Here is a 25,882-nt window from a genome sequence, read left to right as displayed (position 1 = left end):
TTCCATTCTGCTTTTAAAGCTGGCTCAATTATCGAACAGTTACCCCTTGTCACTGCAAACTTGACCAGCCGTCGCTTGATTTTTAAGTTGCTTCATCCCGATCCAGTACACTCGCCGCCTGCACAAAAATTACAAAATCAGCTAATTTTGAGACTGGATGATGCTTAACCGGACAGTAGTGGCGGGATTATTAGGCCACTACAACTCGGCTTTTTTGGATTCCATTTATAACAGGTTTATAATCACTGTTTTTAAGTTATGGCATTGTTGAGATAAGAACCTGTCCATAAATCAGGTTATTGACGGGTCTAAGTAGGGAGCTTCTGTGTTGCAAAATAAACTATTTTGGTATTACAACCGCTTCAGGTGTATGTCCGTTGCTGAAGTGTCGCATCGGGCGGCTGCAACGTTATCATCAAAATTGCAAGAAAAAGGTTTTTTCATTGCAAAACCTGCTCGGGTTGTCAGTGGTTTTGATAAAACTCCGGCGACATTGTGGTTAGGTGGCCAGTGTGCGGATGAGGCTGGGTTATTGAAGGCTGCTGATCGAATTTTAGAAGGTTATCTGACTATATTTGCCCAGGAAAATTGTGCGATCGGGCATCCGCCTGAATGGAATAAAGATCCCCTGACAGGAACGGTGTCACCTTTGGATTTTGGTAAGACGATGAATTACCGAAGTTCAGATGTTGTGGGTGATATTAAATATTTGTGGGAGCCTAACAGGCATTTGCAATTGACAACATTAGCTCAGGCATATTATGTATCGAAAAATACTAAATATCTGGATGGCCTAGCTGTGCAATTGGATTCCTGGCTAGAGCAGTGTCCTTATTTGCAGGGGGCACATTGGGTCAGTTCATTAGAGCATGCCATTCGCTTGATTAACTGGAGTTTTATTTGGCAATGGATTGGTGGGGCAGATTCTGAAATTTTTGAAGGAAAAGACGGGCTTACTTTGCGAAATAAATGGTTAACGTCAATTTATCAGCATGCACATTTTATCCGAGGGCACTTTTCACGTTTTTCATCAGCTAATAATCACTTGATGGGCGAATTATCGGGTCTATTCATTGCAACCGTCACCTGGCCTTATTGGCCTGAGTTTGAAAAATGGCAAAAATCGGCACAAAAAGAGCTGATTCATGAGGCTGAAATTCAAAACGGTAAAGATGGAGTGAATCTTGAGCAGGCCATTTCGTATCAGCAGTTTGTGCTGGATTTCTTGATACTTCCGATGTTGGCCGGAAAAGCCAGTGGAATTCAATTTCCTGAAAGTTACCATAAAACAATTGAAAAAATGTTGGAATATTTGGCCTCAATCATGGATGTTGCAGGTAATATTCCAATGATTGGTGATGCTGATGATGGTTATGCAGTCAGGCTTTCTCAAGAAAATGGGTTTTGCCCTTATCGTTCATTATTGGTCACGGGATCAATCTTGTTTAATCGTGCAGATTTTAAACAAAAGACGGGCACTCTTGATGACAAAACAGCTTGGTTGTTGGGAGAGAAAGCGCAAGAAAAATTTAATGCCATAGGTAGAGAGCCTTCAGTTAAACTGCTCCCTGTGCATCGTGCATTTCATTCGGGTGGATATTATATTTTAGGCCAGGAATTTGAACAGCCGAATGAAATTCGTATGGTTGTGGATGCGGGGCCGCTCGGTTATCAATCCATTGCAGCACACGGCCATGCCGATGCTTTAGCCATCTATTTATCCATTGGGGGACGTGAGTTTTTAGTGGATCCAGGGACATACTCTTATCATGCTGAAAAAGTGTGGCGAGACTACTTTCGTGGGACTTCAGCGCATAATACGATCAAGGTTGATGGACAGGATCAATCTGTGATTGGTGGCAGCTTTATGTGGATGGAAAAAGCCAACACTCAGTGTGACTTATGGACGCTTGATCCTGAAGAAGAGCAGTTCTCAGGGGAGCATGATGGTTATATGCGTCTGAGTGATCCTGTTAAACATCAGCGTACGATTGTTTTTTCTAAAAAAGAGTCGAAATTTTTAATCACAGATAGGCTCGAATGTGATGCTGAGCATCTGATTGAGCAGTTTTGGCATTTTTCAGAAGCGTGTGATGTCACTATTGATGGCCATGAAATTACAGCTATTAACGAGGGTGTGCAGATGGTCATGACGCTGCCATCAAATGTTGAAATCAAGAGCTGTCGAGGGCAAGAATCGCCTCCTTGTGGCTGGGTTTCACGTCGATTTGATGTGAAAGTACCGAGTACAACTGTGATTGTAAGTCAGAAAATTAAGGGAGAAACAGAGTTTACTGTTGAGGTAGTTTGTAAATTTTCTTAAATTTATTTATATTCCGACCCTAAAAACAAAAAGCCCCACTGTTTCCAGCGGGGCTTTTTTAGTCGCTTGAATTAGCAGACCGGAATGATTTACATCATGCCGCCCATACCACCCATGCCGCCCATGCCGCCCATATCAGGCATGGCTGGAGCACCTGACTCAGCAGGTTTGTCAGCAATCATCGCTTCAGTAGTGAGCATCAAGCCCGCAACAGAAGCTGCGTTTTGCAATGCAGAGCGTGTGACTTTGGTTGGGTCAAGAATACCCATTTCAATCATGTCACCATATTCACTGGTCGCTGCATTGTAACCGTAGTTACCTTTGCCATTAGCCACTTCATTCAAAATCACAGAGCTTTCATCGCCTGCATTTTGTACGATTTGACGTAGAGGCTCTTCCATTGAACGGCGTGCGATTGAAATGCCTGTGTCCTGGTCATGGTTATCACCTTTAAGGTCTTTAATTGCAGCAATGGCACGAACCAGAGCAACACCACCACCGGCAACAACGCCCTCTTCAACAGCAGCGCGTGTTGAATGTAGAGCATCTTCTACGCGAGCTTTCTTCTCTTTCATCTCAACTTCAGTCGCTGCACCTACTTTAATAACAGCAACACCGCCTGCTAATTTAGCAACACGTTCTTGAAGTTTTTCACGGTCGTAATCAGAAGAAGTTTCTTCGATTTGAGCACGAATTTGAGTCACACGACCTTCAATTGTGGTTGCATTACCGATGCCGTCAATGATGACAGTGTTGTCTTTAGTGATCAAAACACGTTTAGCAGAACCCAGATCTTCCAAAGTTGCTTTCTCAAGGCTGAGGCCAACTTCTTCAGCGATCACAGTAGCACCAGTCAATACCGCAATATCTTCCAGCATCGCTTTACGACGATCACCAAAACCAGGTGCTTTCACTGCAGATACTTTAACGATACCGCGCATAGAGTTAACAACCAAAGTTGCTAATGCTTCACCTTCAACATCCTCAGCAATGATCAACAATGGCTTGCCGGATTTAGCAACACCTTCCAGTAAAGGAAGAAGATCACGAATGTTTGAGATCTTTTTGTCAAACAAAAGGATAAGTGGGCTTTCCAACTCAACACTCATGTTTTCTTGGTTTGTGATGAAATAAGGAGAGAGGTAACCACGGTCAAACTGCATGCCTTCAACAACATCTAGCTCATTATCCAGGCCTGAACCTTCTTCAACAGTGATCACGCCTTCTTTACCTACTTTCTGCATCGCTTCAGCGATGATGTTACCGATTGAAGTATCAGAGTTAGCAGAGATAGTGCCGACTTGTGCAATCGCTTTTTCATCGGTGCAAGGCTTAGACAGTGTTTTCAATTCTGCAACAGCAGCAATAACAGCTTTATCAATACCGCGTTTGAGATCCATTGGGTTCATGCCCGCAGCGACTGCTTTCATGCCTTCACGAAGAATCGCTTGAGCCAAAACCGTCGCAGTGGTTGTGCCGTCACCAGCCGCATCAGAAGTCTGTGAAGCAACTTCTTTAACCATCTGTGCGCCCATGTTTTCGAACTTGTCTTCCAGTTCGATTTCTTTCGCAACAGAGACACCATCTTTAGTGATGGTTGGTGCACCGTAGCTTTTATCTAAAACAACGTTACGACCTTTAGGGCCTAGTGTAACTTTAACTGCATCCGCAAGAACGTTAACGCCTGCGATCATGCGGTGACGTGCGTCATCACCAAATTTTACATCTTTTGCCATGATATTATTCCTATATATAACTTTATATTTTAAATGACTTAATTAATTGCAAGATCTGAAACTGATTAAGCTTCAATCACCGCCATGATGTCGTCTTCACGCATTACTAGCAGTTCTTCACCATCAACCTTGATTTCAGTGCCTGAGTATTTGCCGAATAAAACTGAGTCACCTTTTTTCAGGTCAAGCGGGCGAACATCGCCATTTTCCAGAATTTTACCGTTACCTGCGGCAATGATTTCGCCACGCATTGGTTTTTCAGTGGCTGAATCAGGAAGTACAATACCGCCTGCAGATGTAGTTTCTTCTTCCAAGCGACGGACAATGACGCGATCATGTAAAGGACGTACCTTCATCAGTGATTCTCCTATAGGGTTATTCAAATAATAATTTTTATGAAGTAATTGAGTGCTTTTTCGCACACTCTCAAAAGAGTGATAGAGATAATAGGGGTAATTATCTTGTAATCAAGGGGTAAAGTGAAAATTTTTACTGCTTACCTATATTCACTGCTTTCGTTATAATTTCGCACCTTGGATAAAATCAGAGACAGGTAACAGTAATGGCAGTAGGCAAGATATCAAACAAACTTTGGGCTGGGCGCTTCACGGAGCCAACAGATGCTTTTGTTGAGGCATTTACCGCTTCGGTCGAGTTTGATCAGCGAATGTATAAACAAGATATCACGGGTTCAATCGCTCATGCTTGTATGTTGGCACATGTCGGTGTGTTGAGCGATTCTGACCGCGATGCAATTATTGGTGGTTTACAGGCCATTGAAAAAGAGATTGAAGCCGGTGAGTTTAATTGGTCTGTGGCGTTGGAAGATGTACATATGAACATCGAAGCCCGTCTTACCGACAAAATTGGTATTGCCGGTAAAAAGCTGCATACCGGTCGGTCGCGTAATGATCAGGTCGCCACTGATATGCGCCTTTATCTACGTGATGCGATTGATCAGATTGCCATTGAAATACAGCGCCTGCAAAATGCTTTACTGGATGTGGCTTCCAAAGAAGTTGAAACGGTCATGCCGGGCTTTACTCATCTGCAAGTGGCGCAGCCAGTTACGTTTGGACATCACTTGATGGCATGGTTTGAGATGTTGTCACGCGATTACGATCGGTTGAAAGATTGTCGTAAACGAGTCAATGTGATGCCGCTGGGCTCGGCAGCACTGGCGGGAACCAGTTATCCGATTGATCGAGCCTATACCGCTGAGTTGCTTGGTTTTGATGCACCAACAGAGAATTCACTGGATTCGGTGAGTGACCGTGACTTTATCATCGAGTTCAATGCAGCCGCTGCGCTTTTGATGACGCACCTGTCACGTTTTTCGGAAGAGTTGATTATCTGGTCATCGGCTCAGTTTGGCTTTGTTGAGTTGTCTGACAGTTTTTGCACGGGTTCATCCATTATGCCGCAAAAGAAAAACCCCGATGTGCCCGAACTGGTTCGCGGCAAAGCGGGGCGTGTGACGGGTAATTTGATTTCATTACTGATGCTGATGAAAGCGCAGCCGCTGGCTTACAATAAAGATAATCAAGAAGATAAAGAGCCGCTGTTTGATACCATTGATACGCTTCGAGGCTCACTAAAAGTTTTTGCTGATATGATTCCTGCCATGGCAATCAATCGGGATAATATGGCGAAAGCGGCATTTCAAGGGTTTTCAACCGCCACAGATCTTGCCGATTATCTCGTGCGTAAAGGCGTTGCTTTTCGTGATGCACATGAAGTTGTGGGCAGAGCGGTACGTTTGGGCGTTGAGCAGTCGAAAGATCTGAGTGAGATGACACTGGACGAATTACGCAAATTTTCTGATGCGATTGGCAGCGATGTTTTTGATGTGCTGACGTTGGAAGGCTCGTTGGCGGCACGCGATCATTTAGGTGGCACCGCACCCAATCAAGTACGAGCAGCGATCAAGCGAGCACGAGCGCGGATGTTGTCTGCGTGAAAAAAGCCCGTTATCACGGTCGGTTACGTCAGTGGCTGAGTCTATTTTTCATGCTGGCTTTACCGCACTCATCGTTTGCAGAATTGATGGGGTTAGATTCGATTGACTTGACGCCTTCACAGCAATGTCCGCCATGGTCTAACGTGCATCAACCGACCGTAGAGTGGAAAGGTGATGAAGCATTGGCACCTCTTTATTTGACGGCTGACCGTGTGACGATGGCCGATCATGGTAATTATGTTCTTGATGGCGACGTGGTAATTCAGCAAGCGGGTCAGACACTCCGCACTGAATCTGCAACATACCAACAAAATACATCACAAGTGTTCGCTGAAGGTGACGTTGGTTTTCAGGATGGCGCTTTTTCGTTAACGAGTCGTGATGCGGTATTTTCACTGAACCAAAAACAGGGTGAATTCAACCAGGCTGAATTTTTCATGACAGATATTAATGGTCGGGGTCTGGCTGAAACCATTGCAGTTGATAGCCCTGAGTTGATTCGTCTGAAAACAGCACGCTATACATCATGTCGCCCCGGTAATGATGATTGGTACTTGAGTTCACCCGAAATAAAATTGGATAAAAAAAATGCAATAGGCAGCGCACGTCGTGTGGTACTAACTTTTAAGCAGGTTCCTTTTTTTTACTTTCCATATCTTTCATTTCCAATTGATGACCAACGTAAGTCGGGCTTGTTATCGCCTCGAATTACTAACTCAAGCCGATCCGGTTTTCAAATCAGTGTGCCTTACTACTGGAATATTGCACCGCAGTACGATGCGACTTTAACGCCGGTTTATATGGCAAAGCGTGGTTTGCAATTAAAGAATGAGCTGCGTTATTTAAGCCGTTTTGGTGGAGGGTCACTTCAAGCTGACTTTTTACCGAAAGACAAAATTTATGGTGGGAGTCGAGCGCTTTATAACTATAAACATGATGGTTCAATCGCTAAAAACTGGAATTTGGTGGTACGATTCAATCAAGTTTCTGATACAGATTACCTAGAAGATCTGGGCGGTAGCCTTGCCAGCTCCAGTGCGCGCTATGTGGAGCGCCGTCTGGATTTGAGTTACGGCGGCAATATGGGACGTTTTAAAATACGATTGCAAAATCATCAGGTTGTCGATAAAAATTTGGCGGATTCATCACGCCCTTATCGGCGTTTGCCACAGCTTATCTATGATCTGCCACAGCAAAAATTTGGACCTATAAAATTCAATTTTCAAAGTGAATTGGTGCGTTTTGAGCGTGCAGAAAGCATCAATGCAACACGTTTTGATTTACAGCCCAAAATAAGTGGATTATTCGGCAGGCAAGCGGGATTTTTTAAACCTCAATTGACACTGCGTCATACGGCCTATGCTCTTGGTGGCGCAGTGGTCGATGAGGCTGAAAAGCAACCTGTGCGTACTGTGCCGATTGTGAGTTTAGATAGCGGCCTATTTTTTGAGCGGGATACAGCATGGGGCAAAAAGCCGTTACTGCATACGCTGGAACCCCGCTTTTTTTATCTTAATGTACCTTTCAGGAGCCAGTCTGAATTACCTGTTTTTGATACGGCCGTACCCAGTTTTAATTTTTTACAGCTGTTTCAAACAAACCGTTTCAGCGGCTCTGATCGAATTGGTGATGCGAATCAACTGACGGTCGCATTAACTTCACGTCTGCTGGATGCTAATAACGGACAGGAATATTTTCAGGCGCGAATTGGTCAGATACAGTACTTTCGTGATCGCTTCGTTCAATTGTCTGGAGTGAGCATGGAAACGGTGAGTCAATCGGATACTATAGGCGAGATTAAATTTCGTTTGAATAATCACTGGAATGGAAAAACAGAGCTGCACTGGGAGCCAGAAACAGACAGTCTCTATAAAAAAACGGTGCGGCTGCAATACAAGCCAAGTCAACGTCATGTGTTAAATTTTGGTTACCGTTTTGAAAACAAACGACAAAAACAGATCGACCTCTCTTTTTTCTGGCAGTTCTCTTCAAAATGGAGTGCTGTGGGGCGTTGGAACTATTCACAATACGAGAGTCGATTGCTGGAGTCATTGGCAGGGTTAGAATATAGCAGCTGTTGTTGGGCTGTACGCGTATTATCACAACGCTTTCTGGTGGATAGTCTCAAGGATGAATACGATGAGTCCATTTCACTGCAACTGGAACTGAAAGGCTTGTCTGCGATCGGACAAGATATCCGCCAGATTCTGGAGCGTGGTATTCTTGGCTATGATGAATAATATAAATTTTCAGGTAAGTATTAGATAAAAAATGAATCAATTAAAAAAATTAGCTTTGTTAGTGAGTTGGGTTGGAATTTCCTGTTTTTTTTCGGCTGCCGGAGTTTCTGCCAAAGAGTCTGCTATTGATGCAAAGGCCATCCCGCTGAATCATATTATTGCTGTGGTGAACAGTGAAGTGATTACGTCTGTTGAACTGGAAACCCAGATGAAAGCGATGAAGCAGCAGCTTTCTCAGCAAAAAGTACAAGCACCACCAGACAATATACTGCGTAAACAGTTACTGGAACAACTGATCATGACGCAGCTTCAGCTTCAGTTAGCAAAAGAGACCGGAATTCGAGTGGATGATGATCAACTGAATAGTACGATCAGCAATATTGCCTTACAAAACAATCTCTCTTTAACGGCATTTCGTGATGTGCTGGAAGAGGACGGTTTCAAGTTTGAAAAATTTCGAGAAGATATTCGCAATGAAATTATCATAACTCGTCTACGCCAGCGTCAAATTGAGAGCCAGGTCAATGTCACCGAGCAAGAAGTGAATGATTACCTTGCCAGCGCTGGGGCACAGGGTGATTCAGGAAATGAGTATCATCTGGGGCATATTCTGGTTGCTACAAGCGAAGCGGCCTCACCAGAAGAGGTTAAAGAAGCACAGCTTAAAGCAGAACAAATTCTGCAAAAGTTAAAGGGAGGGGCTGACTTCAAAGAAGTTGCCGTGGCTTCTTCTGATGGCCAGCGTGCACTGGAAGGGGGTGATTTAGGTTGGCGAGAAGGGGGGCAACTTCCAACACTGTTTTCAGATATTGTGACTAAAATGAAAAAAGGTGATGTAAGCTCTGTCGTGCGCAGTCCCAGTGGATTTCACATTATCAAACTGATAGATCAACGCAATGAACAGCAGCACTCGGTGACCCAAACAAAAGCTCAGCATATTTTGATCAGCACTTCTGAGATTGAAACAGAAAAGAGTGCTATTAAGCGCCTTGATGAATTACGAGAACGCATTTTATTTGGTGATGATTTTGCTGAATTAGCGCGCTCCAATTCTGACGATAAAGGCTCTGCATCTGATGGCGGTGGATTGGGGTGGACGAGTCCAGGTGAGATGGTGCCGCCATTTGAACAAGCGATGGACTCTTTGAGGCCCGGCGAAGTGAGCGAACCTTTTCAAACCCGCTTTGGCTGGCATATTGTACAAGTGTTAGATCGACGAGCTCATAATAATACCGAAGAGTTTAAACGCTCTCAGGCTCGGCGTTTGTTACAACAGCGTAAAGCGGAAGAAGAGTATCAAACCTGGTTGCGTCGTTTGCGGGATGAAGCGTATGTTGAGTTGCGGTAGCCGTTATTCGCTGGAGAAATAAATATCACCGTAGGCCGCCGAGACACTTTGTTGAGTATTGTCGCTATCGGTCATTACTGCCACAGCATCGATCTGGGTGACCTCTTTGCCAAGAAGGCGGCGTAGATCCTCACGCACATTACGGCGTTCTTGCACCCAGCGGCCTACATCGTCATCTTTTCCCGAGCGCACGGCGAGCATCAGTGCGTTGTCAGTAAAAGCATTGGGCCAGCTTGTTCCCACTGTTTGATTGCTGGACCAGACATAATTTATTGCTCGCGTGCGCCAGAAAAACAGCCCGCCAGAGACGACGATATAGACCCGTGCTGGGTAATCGTCACCGTTCTTGGTTTGCTCATTATTGCCGCTAAATATGTTGTCTATCTGCCACGACCAATACAGGTATGGTGTTTTCGTTAAGTCGATAGTGACCTTCTTGAATAGTCCCGATGCGCTGCCTTGGCTACTAGCACGCAACACCTTCCCTTTGGTCGTGTCTGCGATTTGATAGCGGGTGTTGCCAGCGAAAGACTTTTCTTCCCAGCCGCTGAGATCACCTTGACTGAAGTCGCCGATACGGATTGTTTCGGCCTGTAGTGAAGATGTCAGTGTGACCAGCAATACAGTGATGGAGGATATGAAAATTTGAGTATGTATCATTTGATGCTCCAACTGGCTTTTAGCTGCTTTATTTTCAGGTTTTTTATAATTCTATTTCCGCTGTGACATTCATATAGATAAAATTATTTTGTGTTGCTCCGTAATCAATGCGGCTGATAGAGGCACAGTCAATGCGCAGTTGTCGATAGTGTTCAACAGGCATCTTCATGGCTTGGGTGAGTGCAACTCGAATGGGGCCAACATGGCAGGCGACAATGACTTTTTTGCCATAATTTTCAGTAATTATTTCATTTATTGCTTGTTGGATACGATGATTCATATCATGAATGGATTCACCGCCTTTTGGATTGAAACAAGCAGGGCTTTGTTTCCAGCGTTTGTAATCTTCGGGAAAATTATTCTCGATTTCATCAAAATAGAGCCCTTCCCAAATGCCAAAATTTCGCTCTTTCAATTTTTCATGCGTGATGATGGCCAGCCCCGTTTTTTTTGCAATTTCAGCGGCCGTCATTTGGCTGCGCTTGAGTGGGCTGGAATAGAGGGCGGAGGCATCGCAGCCTTTTAGAAGTTGCGCCGTAGCCTGTGCTTCCTTCAACCCTTTTTCATTTAGAGCGGGATCTTCTTTACCATCACAGTAAATACGTTTTCCAGGGAAGTCAGGCGTACCGTGTCGAACAAAGAGTAGCTGGGTTGAATCTTCTGTTTCACGCATCGTGTTGTTTTTTATCGGTGGTTGAGTGTGAGTGAGACACTACATCATCATGGGAGTGTTGGTGATCATCGCCATGCCCATGTGTTCCGTGATGAGAGTGTTCTGCGTTAGTGTGATCGTGCAGATGGCCGTGTTCATGTGGATGCGCATGGATGTGGTAGTGCACATGGCCGTCCGCACCGTGAGCATGGCGATGAGAGTGCAAAAACTTGCCAATAATTGAGCGGTGCTCTTCATCCATTTCTGCAGAATGCAAAATGTCATGCAACAGTTCGTGGGTCATCAATGCAAGCGGCAGTTCGAGCTTGTTTTCTTCCAATAGCTTTCGGTCATAAAGAATTTCTGAGGTGGGGCCTTCTTTAATGAATTGTCCTTCTGAAAGCACTAGGCAGCGATCACAAACTTCCAGCGCAATATCAAGGTCATGAGTACACAGCAAAATAGTGTTGTCGGATTGTTTTAACCATTCAATTAATTTCCGTCGATTCAGTGGATCCATATTGGTTGAAGGTTCATCGAAGACCAATATTTCAGGTTGGTATGAGAGCACGGTTGCCAGCGCTAAGCGTTTACGTTCGCCAAAAGAGAGATGAAATGATGAGCGTTCTTCAAAGCCCCCGAGTCCAACGACTTCAAGTGAGCTTTTAACGCGCTCTCGAATCACGTCTTCAGACAAACCTAAATTGAGTGGGCCGAAGGCCACATCATCAAATACCGTGGGGCAGAAAAGTTGGTCATCAGGATCTTGAAATACAATGCCGACTTTACGGCGGATTTGTATCAAATTCTTTTTGACAACTTTCATTCCATCAATAAAAACTTCACCTTTTGTGGTTAAATTGATGCCGTTGAGTAGATTCATAAACGTAGATTTACCCGCACCATTGGGGCCAATCAGTGCGACCTTTTCACCAGGTTTGATATCACATGAAATTCCTTTTAGAACTTCGTGACCGTCTGGGTAACTAAAAAAGGCATTTTTGACTCGTATAGAAGATTTATCGTCTGACACGTTTTTCTCTCTTGATTAAAGCCAGCCCTGAAGGGCGGGTGTAAAAAGACCTGAAAAATCACCTATCACAAGAATCAGGGTGATACTGAGTGCGGCTGCGGCTTTAATGTAATCTTTACGTATCGCCTGAAATTTGACTAAAGAATGAAATTCACCTTGATAGCCTTTGGATAGCATGGCTTTATAAACACGTTCGGTGCGTTCAAAACTGCGTATGAGTAGTGTGCCAATAAAGTTACCGATCACTTTTAAGGTATAAATATTCGTTTTCATCACAAAACCTCGTGCTTGCATCGCAAGCTGCATGCGGCGCATCTCTTCGAGAAAAACAAAGGTATAGCGATAAGTAAAAAGTAGCATCTGGGTGATAATTTTAGGGCATTTCAAATGCTGCAATGCAATCATCGAAATATCAAAGCGCGAGGTTCCAAAAATAGAAAAAGTACACATGACAATGGCCAGTGCCTTGATGAAAATAAGTGAGGCAAGGCGCAACCCTTCCCAAGCAAAAGGCAGGCCGATTACATGAAAAGCAGCTTCACCCGGATAACTGAAAGGTAAAATCAAAAAAAAGGGCAGTAAAAAGAAAATAATCCATTTAATGCCATTTGAAATAAAGTGATAAGGCAGCGCAGAAGACCAAAGCAACACACTGGCAAGGCCGAGCGCAATCACTGCCAGAGGCAGTGTTTTTAACAAGGCGATGCCAAAAATTAAAACCCCAAGGGAGGCTATTTTCAAGCGAGGATCCCACCGTTGTAACGGGGAGTCTATATGCGCAAAGCGATCAATATCGAGCGGCACTGTGAGTCTCTTCTGTTAATGGGTCGGGTTGAATGTTTATGAATCAGCCGTTGCGTTAACCGGTGAAGTGGTTCGTTTTTGCACGATTTGTCCCGCAAGTAAGTCAGGTTTGGCTTTCAATATAAAAGCAACGCAAAATCCCGTCACAATCGCTTCAAGAATCATGACAGGAACGTGAGCTCCCAGTGCAAGCCCTGCGGTGACGACGAACTCTTCACCAGTCGTGAGCAGTGCGATCGCAAGTATGATTCCAGATGAAATTGTGGCCACTCCTCCGGCGAGTCCGCCGAATAAAATATCTTTATTTTTAAATGAGAAACGATGCCGCTGTTGCCAGACAATATAAGCAATCAATGCGCCACCACCGAGCATTAATGTGTTCACGCCGATGACGGTGACACCACCATGACCAAAAAGAATGGTTTGTAAAATAATGCCCAGCATGATGGCCGGAAATGCACGCCATCCAAGAACAACGCCCACGAGACCATTCAAGATTAAATGAATACTGCTAGGCCCTATGGGCACATGAATCAGTGACGCGATAAAAAAAACAGCGGTGATGACTGATATTTTAGGCACGTCATCCATATCCATGTTGCGCATGGTCAGATACGCTAGTGCTGCGGTGCCAACAAAGCCAGCCGCTAGAACGGGAGCGGAAAGAATGCCGTCTGAAATGTGCATTGAAGTGATTTCTCCCGAAATTTAATGCGAGCAGGTTATTTGCGCATACTAATGTCAATAAAGTAACACGATGACTGGAAAATCGCTACCTGTCCTTTTCCCGTCAGTCGATTGTTGACGCTCATGGCTCGTGCTAATATTTTATTAACAGGTGCTAAATCAAGGATGATAACTCATGTTACGACAGGCTCGATTATTAATACTCATCAGCTTCATACTGGTTTTTTGTAATTTTAAAACAGTTTTTGCTGATATAGAGCCGCCTAAACTTCCTCTGGCACATACCTATAAACAAGGCGTGGATTTAAAAGAGTACTGGTTGAGTGAAAAGCTTGATGGTGTACGCGCCTACTGGGATGGCAAGCAACTGAGATCTAAAAAAGGCAATATCTACCATGCACCGAGTTGGTTTATTGCGGGTTTTCCAAAACAACCGCTGGATGGCGAATTGTGGGTTTCACGTAACAGCTTTGAGCAATTAATGAGTATCGTTCGTGACGATCAACCCAGCGACGATTGGCGTAAAGTGCGTTACATGGTGTTTGATCTACCACTGAAAAACGTCACCTTCACTAATCGTATCAACAAACTGAAAGCCTTGTTTTCAAAAATAGACTCCTCTTATCTTCAATTAGTCGAACACTCTCGAATTTCCAGCCATGAAGTTTTAATGAAAAAGCTAGATGGAGTGGTGAAAGCCGGAGGAGAAGGGTTAATGCTGCATAAAGGAGATTCTTATTACCTGGCAGGTCGCAGCCATGATTTATTGAAAGTAAAATCCTTTCAGAATGCAGAGGCACGCGTGATTGCTCATCTGCCGGGCAAGGGGAAGTACACAGGAATGCTCGGTGCATTGCTGGTTGAAACAAAAGACAACAAACGCTTTCGCCTCGGCACAGGGCTTACAGATCAACAACGTAGAGAAGCGCCACCTATTGGCTCAATGGTCACCTACAAGTATTATGGTAAAACAGCGAAGGGACTGCCGCGATTTGCCAGCTTTTTACGTATCAGGAGTTTATCGAGCGATGAAAAACAACCCTTCCATTGATGAATCATTACAGCAACACTTTGGCTTCGATCACTTTAATGAAGGCCAACGTGAGGTCATTGAATATTTAATGCAAGGGCATTCTGCCTTGGCTGTATTTCCCACGGGCGGTGGAAAATCCTTATGTTATCAACTGCCCGCACTGCTGCTGCCGGGGCTTACACTGGTGGTATCTCCTCTGATCGCTTTGATGAAAGATCAGATTGATGCTTTGGTTAAACGCGGTATTGCCGCCGCTCGTCTTGATTCCAGCTTGAGTGCCACTGAATATCATGAGGTGCTTAATCAAGCGCGCTCGGGAACATTACGCCTGCTTTATGTCGCACCGGAGCGTTTTAATAATGAGCGTTTTCGTGCCACCATTGAGCGACTGCCTATTGCACTATTGGCCATTGATGAGGCGCATTGTATTTCTGAGTGGGGACATAATTTCCGGCCGGATTACCTGAAGTTACCCGAATTTTCCAAACGCTGTGGCGCTAAACGTGTGCTCACTTTAACCGCGACGGCCACACCTACCGTTCAAGAAGATATCCGCCGTGCTTTTGATATCGCCCCAAAACATGCCGTGTGCACCGGTTTTTATCGCCCGAATTTGACCGTGCTCACCACCACAGCCACTCATGAAAACCGAGATCAGCAGCTATTAACCCATCTACAGGATCAGCCTAACGGCTCCACCATTGTGTATGTCACCTTGCAGCATACCGCTGAAGAAATTGCAGCACATCTTGCTCAAGCTGGCTTTCCTGCTCGTGCGTATCACGCGGGTATGAAAAGTGAACAGCGCAGCAATACACAAGATTGGTTCATGAACTCTGATGATGGCATCGTCGTCGCCACCATCGCTTTTGGTATGGGCGTGGACAAATCAAATATTCGCTACGTTTATCACTATAACCTGCCCAAAAGCCTCGAAAACTTCGCTCAGGAGATTGGCCGTGCGGGTCGTGATGGGCTGCCTTCCATCTGTGAAACTTTCGTTTGTGCAAATGATTTGAATGTTCTTGAAAATTTTATCTACGGCGATACGCCTTCTCTAGTATCACTCAAGAGCCTGGTGACTGAGCTATTTTCTCATGAAGATGAGTTCAGCGTCAGCCAATATACGCTCTCATCGGCACATGATATTCGTCCGCTGGTTTTGCGTACTCTGCTCACTTATCTGGAGCTGGATGGTTACCTGAAAGGTGGAACGCCCTTCTATTCCACGTATCAATTTAAACCTTTGCAAAGTTCACACGAGATTCTTAACCGCTTTGAAGGTGAACGCCGTGAGTTTATTGCGAGTATTTTCAGGCAGGCACAAAAAGCAAAAATCTGGTTCAATATTGATCTTGAACAAACGGCTGAAGCCATCAATACAACGCGAGATCGTATCATTCGTGCATTGGATTATTTAAGTGAGAAAAACCTTCTGGAAGTCAAAGTATCGGGGCTTCGTAATCGTTATCAGCGGATTAAAAGCCCAGAGACGACCGATGCTCTGGCAACAGACCTGCACCAACGCGCCTTGCAGCGTGAAAATAGTGAAATTAAACGTTTGCAACAAGTGCTTGAGTTGACTCACCATCAAAGCTGCCAGGTCAATTTTCTGGCAACTCACTTTGGTGATCAGAGGGATCAACCTTGCGGTCATTGCTCTTGGTGTCTGGAAGGTAAAACAGCCGAAGATATCCAGCATCCAGCCGTTGCCATTGATGAAGGAGTCTGGCAACAAGCATTAGATTTACAGGCTGACACAGCTCTGCTGCATGATTCACATACTTTAGCCCGATTTTTATGTGGCATCACTTCACCCAAGCTCAGCCGAGCCAAGCTCACAAAAAGCCCCCTGTTTGGTGCGCTGTCACATGTCCCTTTTCAGCAACTATTGGCTCATGCGGTTGCTTGATAAAAACATATATAAACAAATATAAACAAATTATATTGAAGTTAAGCCAGATGGCCGATATAATTCAGACATGAGTCTTTTCTAGAGGGTTTTAATATGATTCCACACACACATTTTGTTCCCTCAATAGATATTCAGCTAAAAAAAACTGCGACACCTTTCGGGCGAAGTTTGGGGTTGCATATCAACAACCGGGCGACAATGATCAACAAGGTCAGGGAAGGGCTTGATGTCAGTGTCGTTATCCACTTATCTAAAACCATGGGGCTGACAGAACAAGCGGTCGCAAAGCTCGCTCTCATTACCACTCGAACACTCACAAGGCGCAAAACCGAAGGCAAACTGCGTACCGATGAATCGGATCGTTTAGCACGTATTGCTATGGTTTTTGATGAAGCAGTGGATATGCTGGGGGGAGATAAAACCAAAGCATCGCACTGGTTTACTACACCAAAGAAAGCATTGGGCGGCGCTTCGCCTGCCGATTATGTGGATACGGAAATGGGGGTGCAAGAAGTCAGAAACTTGATTGCTCGTATTCGGCATGGTGTATTTTCTTAGATTTGAGTCTTTATGAACTCACTCATGGAGCTGTTTCGGATCGTAGAAAAACCATGGGGTGGTCATGCTTTTGACGGTGAAGGTGCCCGTCTTTGTGGAGGCCGCTGGAATGGTAAAGGCACAGCGATGGTCTACACGGCATCAACGCGCGCGCTTGCCGTTCTGGAGCTGCTCGTTCATCTGGAAGATTCCTACATCATACAACAAAATTTTGTTATTTTTAGAGTGACTGTGAATGACTCATATATCATGGATTTGGGCAAGGGTTTACCCAAAGATTGGCAGAGTGACATCATTCCACTTTCAACTCAGGCCATTGGCGATGATTGGGTCAAGCAACAAGCGTCTGCTGTGCTTGGAGTTCCCAGTGTCATCATCCCCGAAGAGAATAATTACCTCATCAATCCACTGCACCCCGATTTTAAGATGCTGAAGATTGAAGAGGCTCAGCCACTTTCATTTGACCCACGATTGGTGATAACCCACCGAACCACGCCATAACCTATGAAGGGTATGGCGTGGTTGAAGTGCGGTCACTCCTGAGCTGGTAGCACCAAAAGCTCCACCCGTCGGTTTTTAGCACGCCCGAGTGCTGAGTCATTACTAGTGATGGGTTTGGTTTCACCGAACCCGACCGGAAACATCCGCAGCATAGAGACACCCAGTAAATCCAGATAACGAGTCACGCTGTTTGCACGCTGCTCTGATAACTGCTGGTTATGTTCTAATGAGCCGTCGCTATCGGTATGAGCATGCACTTCCATTGTGATGGAAGGGTAGTTTTTTAACTCCACAGCCACCTCGCCCAGAACATATTTTGCATTATTGGTCAGTTCGGAGGAGTTGGATTCAAAATTAACGCCCTGCAACACACCCTCAAACATAGCGCAGCCCACCTCATCGACCTGAGCACCGTCAGGAGTCCCCGAGCAGTGATCCGATGCATCATTTACTCCGTCTGAATCTGAATCTACATTGGAAGAGGCCGCCGTTTTTAATCCTGGAGGCTGATAGCTCAGTGGTGGGGCAACTATGGCAGGCTCAACAGAAGGTTCAGAAAAATCCATTTCAGGCTCAACAAAAGCTTCATCAACAGAAGGTTCAGAAACTTCCATTTCAGGCTCAGCAATAGGTTCTTCCACAACGGTTACCGTTTTTGCTTTATGTCCAAAATATTTGAGGGCGCTGATCGAAAACACCTGAGCATCTTTTGCAATATATTCATATTCACCCCGTATGGCAAAACCGTTGTCAAACTCATATTTCACTCCCACGCTGCCGAAAGGAAGTAATGAATCATCTTGCTTATACTGTATGTTGGCCGAGTTATTAAGCTTGCTCACACCTAATTTGAACATGGGAGAAAACCCCGCAATATCCCCAAAAAAGTGGTAGGCCGCTCCTAATGTGTAAGCGTTGTATTTAATATACTTGTTATCCGGATTTAGATGAGCCTGCCCCATCAAGTTACCAGACATTTCAATGCTGATATAGTCGGTGACCTCATACCCAGCCAGAAATTTGATGGCAGTATCTCGGTTATGGGCAACAGAAAATTTTGTAGAGCCGACATCAGGATCAAGAAAGCTCGTTCCAAGACCCAGGCCGACATAAAAACCACTCTGTGGATCCTCACTATAAACCTCATAAGTTTCATTCTGCTCATCGGTGGTGGCTGCTCCTTGGCCGCTGACCAGTAAAAGAAGTATCGCAGGAAAAACTTTTTGAAAAGGAAAGCGGCGCATCAATCCTAACAAAGTCACCATCAACATCACCCAGCCCATAGAGCCACCGCCCATTGAGGTTGTGACCACCGCACCACCATCTCGTGCTTCAGCTTGAACGGGCTTGGGTTTGACATCGTCTTTATCTAGATAGTTGGGGGTTCCATCATCGTCAAAGTCTCCTGGCTGCTCGTCACGGGTCAGGAGCCCATCATTATCATCATCGTTATCAAGCGCATCAATCAGGTCATCACCATCGGTATTTCTAGGTGCCTTAACATCACCCACTTCATCGCCATCAGCAAGGCCGTCACCATCTGAATCGGTGTTTAGTGGGTCAGTTCCCAGCGTGAGTTCATCGCGGGTGGAAATTCCATCATTATCATCATCAGGGTCAAGCGCATCAATCAGCTCATCGCCATCGGTATTTTTGGGCGCATTAACATCCCTTCCCACTTCATCGCCATCAGGAGTGCCATCTTCATCTGAATCGGCCTTTAGTGGGTCGGTTTTCAGTATGTTGCGCTCATTAAGGGTGGAGAGCCCATCATCATCATCATCAGAATCAAGCGCATTAATCAGGTCATCACCATCGGTATTTCTAGGAGCCTTAATATCACCCACTTCATCGCCATCAGCAAGGCCATCACCATCTGAATCGGTGTTTAGTGGGTCAGTTCCCAGCGTGAGTTCATCACGGGTGGAAATTTTATCATTATCATCATCAGGGTCTAGATAGTTAAAAATCTTATCGTTATCGGTATCCAGCGTCACCGGCGCTTCATCGGCGGTCGGTATGCCATCGTTATCATCATCATTATCCAGATAGTCGGGTCTATCATCGCCATCACTGTTTCTCTGCTCTTTTTTGCCTTCATCATTATCAAGAATGCCGTCGCCATCTGAATCGGCATCCTTGGTTATCACTTTAAAGCGATCTGAAAATTGGCCATCACTGATGATTTTATTTTTGTTATCCCCATGAACGTTGGTAAAAGAGCGAACTTCAACAAAATAGTCAGTGCCGCTTTCCAAACCCTCAATCACTCTGCTATTTATGCCTTTTCCCTCAACTTCAATCGCATCATTAACCTTTTCACCCTTTTCATCATAGAGCTGAATAATGTACCCCCCCTTCTGATCATAATTTACTGCATCCCAACTTAAGGCGATGCTACTCTGTTCAGGGGTATACCCTGTAATTGTCGCATCCAGCGTCTGGGTTGGCATGAAATCTTCAATATTTGAGTCTTTAGCAGGGTAAAGTCCATTATAATCCAGACCTAGGAATAGGATCTCTATGTCGCCTATTTTCTTTGGGACTATCCCTGTAAGAGCATTACTACTTAAGTCCAATATTTCCAGAGAAACTAAATTACCGATTTCCTCTGGAATAGTACCTTCAATTGAATTACTACTTAAGTCCAATATTTCTAGGTTGGCTAAGCTCCCAGTTTCCTTTGGAATTGTACCTTTAATGCTGTTGCCATTTAAGTACAATTTTTTCAGATTTCTTAAATTTTTGATTTCCTTTGGGATGGTACCTTCGATTAAATTATTACTTAAGTCTAATATTTCCAAGTTAACTAAACTTCCGATTTCCTTTGGAATTGTGCCTGTGATTGAGTTATTACTTAAATTCAGTTGCTCCAGACAAGCTAAACCCCCGATTTCCTTTGGAACGATGCCTTTGAGAGTGTTGTGACTCAAATCTAATCCAATGACTGATTTATCATCATTACACTCTACCCCCCTCCAATTACAGATACTGACCATTCTGCGAGGCACACTATGTTCTAACGATTCAAATATTGTGGCCAGAACCTTTCTTTCATTGACACCTTCCGCCACAGCACAAGCATCATCATCATCAGCCACAGCTTGCCCATAAAAGGCAAACTGACCCATAACAACAATCCCTGTTATTTGTAATAATCTGTTCCAATTCAAGAACCATCTCATTTTTTATCTCCTGAGAGTTGTACCTGTATAAATAACAACTCAGCAACAATCACGCAATAACTTCGATCTCAAGTTATTCCGCGCTCGTTCCTGAGCAATAATAGGGGGATTCAATACCGTATGATGAAAGATAACACACTTATATGCAACCATCTGGCTCTTGTTCAAAAAACTGGAATTTCAAATCATGGACATATTGATCGGCGTAAAATAGAGTCGCGCGGATAGGGTGGGCTGCTGTCAGGTTTTTATTGAACGATATCAGGGCAGATTTTCATCTGCCCCTCCCAACGTTCGATCGTTTCGCCATTAGCATTGGCAACCTTCTCTTTTGACCGCCCTGGCAGAGCGCCATATTTTAACTCCAGAATTTTCAGAAACACCTGATGGTTGCATAATTTAAGAGCATTATCTTATACCATATGATTGGGTGGGTGATCTGTTCACGGGTGAGGCCTTTCCAATAATTTGCATGATTTTAATTGGTGTTATAATCCTCGCCCAATCATCCAAAAAATAAAGCCAGAAAAGTACACCCATGAATCAGTTCAATATACCTTTATTGCTTGAAGCCGATATTCTCGAACAGCTCCTGAATGTCGATAATATTTTGATCGTCGACCTCTCTTCGTCTGATATTTATGAAGATTACCATCTTGCAGGCGCAGTTCATCTGGATATCGAACAACTTTCAGTATCCATCCCTCCTGTCATGGGACTCTTGCCTGATATTGATACGATCAACCATGTTTTATCCGATATTGGCATGACCTCGAATACACATGTGATTGCTTACGATGACGACATGGGGCTGAAAGCATGTCGTTTTTTATGGACGCTGGATGCAATAGGTCATCACAGCTTTTCACTTCTTAATGGTGGACTACACGCATGGATGGGGGAAGGTTTTCCCGTAAGCGATGAAGCGGTGGTTCCAAGCTCCAGCCATTATCAAGCCAATACATTTAATAGCGATGCAATTGCTTCAAAATCTGAAATTCTGGCAGGGCTGGAAAGTAACAAAAATATATTGCTCGACGTTCGTTCTGATAGTGAATTTTCAGGGTGGGACAAACGTGCTCTGCGTGGTGGTCATATTCCTGGCGCAAAAAATATAGAGTGGATTGATGCGGTTGATCGTGAAAATAATACTCGCTTTAAAGACGAACATGAACTTCAAGCACTTTATGAGCAAGCGGGTATTAATAAAGACAAAACCATCATCACCTACTGCCAGACTCATCGCCGTTCGGCACATACCTATATTGTGTTAAAAAGCCTCGGCTACAAAAATATAAAGGGCTACCCGGGTTCATGGTCAGAATGGGGAAACAGCGAAGAGACTCTAATCGAATAACAACCATGTCTAACACACAATCCACCCCCATGATGCAGCAATACTTTAGCATCAAGGCTGACTACCCTCACATGCTCGTTTTTTATCGTATGGGGGATTTTTATGAGCTTTTTTTTGATGATGCTCGCCTTGCATCAAAACTACTCGACATTACGCTCACCAGCCGTGGCAAGCACGGAAACAACCCGATTCCAATGGCAGGCATTCCCTATCATGCGGCAGAAAATTATCTCGCTAAATTGATCAAAAAAGGGGAGTCTGTTGCTCTTTGTGAACAAGTGGGTGATCCGGCCACATCAAAAGGGCCTGTCGAACGCAAAGTCATGCGTATTGTCACCCCCGGCACTGTCACGGATGAAGCGCTGCTTGATGAACGTCGTGATAATTTACTGGTCGCCATTCATCAACACAAAGAAAAAATAGGCATTGCTTCGCTGGATATCAGCAGTGGTCGATTCAGTGTGCTTGAAGTAAACGGTCAAGATGCACTCGCCGATGAACTGGAACGCCTCAAACCCAGTGAACTGCTCTATGACGAAACCAAGCGCAGTGACTTACTGGCAAACCAATCATGTGCTCGGCCCATGCCCCCCTGGCACTTTGACCTTGATACCGCCACAAGGCTGCTCACAGAGCAAATGGGAACACGAGATCTCAGTGGCTTTGGCTGTGAAAAGCTGGACATCGCCCTTGCCGCTGCTGGTTGTCTGCTGCAATACGCACAAGATACCCAGCGTACGGCACTGCCGCATATTCAAAGCATTAAAGTTGAACAACGTGATGAAACGGTGCTGCTCGACCAAGCCAGTCGCCGCAACCTCGAACTGGAATTTAACCTCAGTGGCGGCCAGGATCACACCCTGGCCTGGGTGATGGATCGCACCTCAACCTCGATGGGAAGCCGCCTGCTCAGACGCTGGATCAATCGCCCACTACGTGATCACAACACATTGCGACAACGCTACCACTGCATCGGTATTTTGTGTGAAAACCAAGCTTATGAAGCACTTCAAACAAACCTCAAAGGCATCGGTGATATCGAACGCATTTTGACCCGTGTTGCACTCAAAACAGCACGACCGCGTGACTTGGCACTGCTACGTTTTGCTCTATCAGAACTACCCGCACTACAGCAGATGATAAACCCACTTGATGCGCCTTTGCTTTCAACGTTACAACAAAAAATTGCAGAATTTCCTGAAGTTCATCATCTATTAGAAAGTGCAATTATCGAAGAGCCGCCCGTACTCATTCGTGATGGCGGTGTGATCGCCACAGGTTACGATGGAGATCTGGATAAGCTGCGCTCGCTCAGCGAAAATGCCGACCAATACCTGATTGATCTCGAAACCCGAGAGAAAGAACGAACAGGAATTACAAACCTCAAAGTCAATTACAACCGAGTTCACGGTTATTACATTGAAATCAGCCGCCTGCACTCAGATAATGTACCGGATGATTACACACGTCGCCAGACACTCAAAAATGCCGAACGCTTTATCACACCCGAGTTGAAAAAATTTGAAGATCAGGTGCTCAGTGCGCGTGAACGTTCATTGGCACGAGAAAAATTTCTTTATGAAGGAGTGCTGGAAGGTCTGTTGCCACATATCGTAGCACTGCAACAATCGGCTGCTGCACTGGCGGAACTGGACGTTCTCACCAACTTTTCTGAACGTGCCGATACGCTGAATCTAAATTCGCCCGAACTGATCGACACACCCTCCATTCAGATTGAAGCAGGCCGACATCCAGTGGTCGAAAAAACACTGAACGCCCCTTTTGTCGCAAATGACACACTATTTGATGATAACCGGCGAATGCTCATCATCACCGGCCCCAATATGGGCGGAAAATCGACCTACATGCGACAAACGGCCATCATTGTATTGCTCGCACATGTCGGCAGCTATGTTCCTGCAACTCGTGCCACCCTCGGCCCGATTGATCGTATTTTCACGCGCATTGGTGCTTCTGATGATCTGGCCGGTGGCCGCTCAACCTTCATGGTTGAAATGACAGAAACAGCCAATATTTTGCACAACGCTACCGAGCAAAGTCTGGTTTTAATGGATGAGGTAGGCCGTGGTACCAGCACGTTTGATGGCCTGTCACTCGCATGGGCCTGTGCCGAGCATCTGGCACAAAATACCCGAGCATTTTGCCTGTTCGCCACCCACTATTTTGAACTCACCACCCTTCCAGAAACACTAGATACGACCTACAACGTTCACCTTGATGCCATTGAGCACGGCGATAAAATTATTTTCATGCATGCGGTCAAAGAAGGCCCCGCCAATCAAAGCTATGGTTTGCAAGTCGCGGCACTCGCCGGTGTGCCTTCAAAAGTGATTAAAGTCGCCAAAAAGCGCCTTGCCCAGCTGGAGGCTAATGCCCCACATGACAAAATAAAGGCCGCATCTGCCCCTCAGATGTCGCTTTTTAATGCTGAGCCAGAAAGCCATCCAGCGGTCGATAAGCTTGCCGACCTTGATCCAAACGACATGACCCCGATGCAAGCGCTTGAAGCTTTGTTTCAGCTTAAAAAAATGTAACGGAATATAATGGCCATCAATGCACATAAAATCATGTCAAGCACGATAGAGTTTTTCTACCGTACTCGACTCGACATAAATACAGGTTTAAATTTTATGCGCTGGCTGTCTGAAGTTCATTTATAACATCTGCTTTTTTCTGAATTGCATTTAATAATGTATCGAACGATTCAGAAAAAGATTTGACACCTTCATCTTCCAGGGTATCTGTAATCCGATTCAGATCAATGCCCAGATTTTTTAATAAATCAATACTATTTTTTGCAAGTTCCAGATCTGTTTCGAGTGTCGCTTGCGGGTTTCCATGGTCTTTGTAGGTTTCAAACGTTGCGGGTGGAATTGTATTGACTGTATCCGCACCGATTAATGTGTCGACATACAGTACGTCACTGTAATCCGGGTTTTTAGTGCCAGTGCTTGCCCAAAGTAATCGTTGCATTTTTGCACCACTTTCTACGAGATCTTTGCCTCTTTGGCTGTTGGAAACTTTTTTATAATGCTGGTAAGAGAGCTTGGCATTGCTAATCGCAATTTTTCCCTTGAGTGATTGAAGCTGAATTTTTGTATGATGATCGGCCGTTTCCATTTTTTGATCCAGCAACTTGTCGACCATTGCATCAACACGGCTGATGAAAAAGCTGGCCACTGAGCTGATGTTATCAATGGGCTGGCCACGGCGCAAGCGTGTTTCAAGGCCCAGTAAATAAGCCTCTAAAACTTCTTTGTAGCGTTTACTGGAAAATAGAAGCGTTGCATTAATGCTAATTCCTTCTGAAGTCAGTGTTTCGATTGCACTTAAACCTTCTCGGGTTGCGGGGACTTTGATCATCAGGTTGGGGCGGTTGACTCGCTTAACCAGTTGCAGTGCTTCTAAAACTGTTTTGTCTGCGTTATAGGCCAGATCGGGTGAGACTTCAAGGCTGACCATGCCATCAATACCATGGCTTTCTTTATAGATTGGCAGTAATAAGTCAGCCGCTGATTGAATATCAGTAATAGCGAGAGAGAAAAATAAATCGCGACTACTTTTCGATGGGTCTTCCTCAAGGAGTTGCTTTATTTGGTCATCGTAATCGCTGCTTTTGCTGATTGCATTCTGAAAAATTGTTGGGTTAGAGGTGATGCCTTTTACACCATCTTCTTGAATCATACGTTCCAGCTCGCCTGATGTGAGCATTTTACGATGAATATTGTCATACCAGGGGCTTTGCCCAAAATCATGTAAACGGCGCAGTGAGTTCATTATTATCTCCTAAATGTCACATTTCAAATGGTGGTATTGTTTGCTGAATAGGGCTATAATCGGAAATTGCCCTTAACCAGATTTTAAAGGTT

At 44.8% G+C, this 25,882-nt stretch carries 18 protein-coding genes and 1 pseudogene; 10 read left to right on the top strand and 9 right to left on the bottom strand.

Annotated features, from left to right (window positions below; translation table 11 throughout):
• Positions 1-325 precede the first annotated feature (325 nt).
• Positions 326-2,323: a heparinase II/III family protein gene (locus L3J70_07355; GenBank protein MCF6236174.1), complete on the top strand. Its 1,998-nt coding sequence runs from the start codon at positions 326-328 to the stop codon at positions 2,321-2,323.
• Positions 2,324-2,412: 89 nt separating this feature from the next.
• Here the strand turns inward: L3J70_07355 and groL are convergent, their stop codons facing one another.
• The gene (groL, locus tag L3J70_07350; protein ID MCF6236173.1) at positions 2,413-4,059 is read right to left on the bottom strand and encodes a chaperonin GroEL; all 1,647 of its coding nucleotides are present in this window, start codon (positions 4,057-4,059) and stop codon (positions 2,413-2,415) included.
• Positions 4,060-4,124: 65 nt separating this feature from the next.
• Complete coding sequence (gene groES / locus L3J70_07345) at positions 4,125-4,415, bottom strand: co-chaperone GroES (GenBank protein ID MCF6236172.1); 291 nt, start codon at positions 4,413-4,415, stop codon at positions 4,125-4,127.
• A gap of 206 nt (positions 4,416-4,621) precedes the next feature.
• On the opposite strand from groES, the gene argH reads away from it, so the two are divergent.
• From argH to L3J70_07330, 3 genes are read left to right on the top strand one after another with little or no spacing between them, the layout of a single operon-like run.
• Positions 4,622-6,019, top strand: coding sequence for an argininosuccinate lyase (gene argH / locus L3J70_07340; protein MCF6236171.1), 1,398 nt, complete (start codon positions 4,622-4,624; stop codon positions 6,017-6,019).
• Entirely contained in the window at positions 6,016-8,259 is a 2,244-nt protein-coding gene (gene lptD / locus L3J70_07335; GenBank protein MCF6236170.1) for an LPS assembly protein LptD, read from the top strand. Before argH ends, lptD begins: the two co-directional genes overlap by 4 nt.
• 31 nt (positions 8,260-8,290) lie before the next feature.
• Entirely contained in the window at positions 8,291-9,607 is a 1,317-nt protein-coding gene (locus L3J70_07330; GenBank protein MCF6236169.1) for a peptidylprolyl isomerase, read from the top strand.
• Between the two features lie 3 nt (positions 9,608-9,610).
• Here the strand turns inward: L3J70_07330 and L3J70_07325 are convergent, their stop codons facing one another.
• The 5 genes and pseudogenes from L3J70_07325 to cbiM form a co-directional block, all read right to left on the bottom strand.
• On the bottom strand, positions 9,611-10,267 hold the full coding sequence (locus L3J70_07325; protein MCF6236168.1) for a DUF3047 domain-containing protein: 657 nt from the start codon (positions 10,265-10,267) through the stop codon (positions 9,611-9,613).
• A gap of 43 nt (positions 10,268-10,310) precedes the next feature.
• Entirely contained in the window at positions 10,311-10,940 is a 630-nt protein-coding gene (locus tag L3J70_07320; GenBank protein MCF6236167.1) for a histidine phosphatase family protein, read from the bottom strand.
• Positions 10,941-11,232: 292 nt separating this feature from the next.
• Positions 11,233-11,952 (bottom strand): annotated as a pseudogene (locus tag L3J70_07315) (energy-coupling factor ABC transporter ATP-binding protein).
• Positions 11,953-11,967: 15 nt separating this feature from the next.
• The gene (cbiQ, locus tag L3J70_07310; protein MCF6236166.1) at positions 11,968-12,756 is read right to left on the bottom strand and encodes a cobalt ECF transporter T component CbiQ; all 789 of its coding nucleotides are present in this window, start codon (positions 12,754-12,756) and stop codon (positions 11,968-11,970) included.
• Positions 12,757-12,792: 36 nt separating this feature from the next.
• A complete protein-coding gene (gene cbiM, locus L3J70_07305; protein ID MCF6236165.1) occupies positions 12,793-13,443 on the bottom strand; it encodes a cobalt transporter CbiM in 651 nt (216 codons plus the stop codon).
• Positions 13,444-13,618: 175 nt separating this feature from the next.
• On the opposite strand from cbiM, the gene L3J70_07300 reads away from it, so the two are divergent.
• From L3J70_07300 to L3J70_07285, 4 genes are all read left to right on the top strand, one after another.
• Complete coding sequence (locus tag L3J70_07300) at positions 13,619-14,494, top strand: DNA ligase (protein ID MCF6236164.1); 876 nt, start codon at positions 13,619-13,621, stop codon at positions 14,492-14,494.
• Positions 14,472-16,388, top strand: coding sequence for a RecQ family ATP-dependent DNA helicase (locus tag L3J70_07295; protein ID MCF6236163.1), 1,917 nt, complete (start codon positions 14,472-14,474; stop codon positions 16,386-16,388). The genes L3J70_07300 and L3J70_07295 overlap by 23 nt, the downstream gene beginning before the upstream one ends.
• A gap of 96 nt (positions 16,389-16,484) precedes the next feature.
• Positions 16,485-16,949, top strand: a complete 465-nt coding sequence (locus L3J70_07290) for a DUF2384 domain-containing protein (protein MCF6236162.1) — start codon at positions 16,485-16,487, stop codon at positions 16,947-16,949.
• A 12-nt stretch (positions 16,950-16,961) separates the two neighbouring features.
• Positions 16,962-17,450, top strand: a complete 489-nt coding sequence (locus L3J70_07285; protein ID MCF6236161.1) for an RES family NAD+ phosphorylase — start codon at positions 16,962-16,964, stop codon at positions 17,448-17,450.
• Positions 17,451-17,482: 32 nt separating this feature from the next.
• On the opposite strand, the gene L3J70_07280 is transcribed toward L3J70_07285, so the two are convergent.
• Positions 17,483-20,635, bottom strand: coding sequence for an OmpA family protein (locus tag L3J70_07280; GenBank protein MCF6236160.1), 3,153 nt, complete (start codon positions 20,633-20,635; stop codon positions 17,483-17,485).
• A 538-nt stretch (positions 20,636-21,173) separates the two neighbouring features.
• Here L3J70_07280 and L3J70_07275 point away from each other — a divergent pair.
• Complete coding sequence (locus L3J70_07275) at positions 21,174-21,992, top strand: sulfurtransferase (protein MCF6236159.1); 819 nt, start codon at positions 21,174-21,176, stop codon at positions 21,990-21,992.
• A gap of 5 nt (positions 21,993-21,997) precedes the next feature.
• The gene (gene mutS / locus L3J70_07270; GenBank protein MCF6236158.1) at positions 21,998-24,547 is read left to right on the top strand and encodes a DNA mismatch repair protein MutS; all 2,550 of its coding nucleotides are present in this window, start codon (positions 21,998-22,000) and stop codon (positions 24,545-24,547) included.
• Between the two features lie 94 nt (positions 24,548-24,641).
• Here the strand turns inward: mutS and tal are convergent, their stop codons facing one another.
• A complete protein-coding gene (tal, locus tag L3J70_07265) occupies positions 24,642-25,790 on the bottom strand; it encodes a transaldolase (protein ID MCF6236157.1) in 1,149 nt (382 codons plus the stop codon).
• Between the last annotated feature and the right edge of the window lie 92 nt (positions 25,791-25,882).

This window comes from Gammaproteobacteria bacterium (assembly GCA_021648145.1).
GTDB lineage: Bacteria > Pseudomonadota > Gammaproteobacteria > JAADGQ01 > JAADGQ01 > S141-38.
The sequence above is the reverse complement of the archived record's forward strand: the minus strand, read 5'-3'. Positions and strand labels throughout refer to the sequence as shown.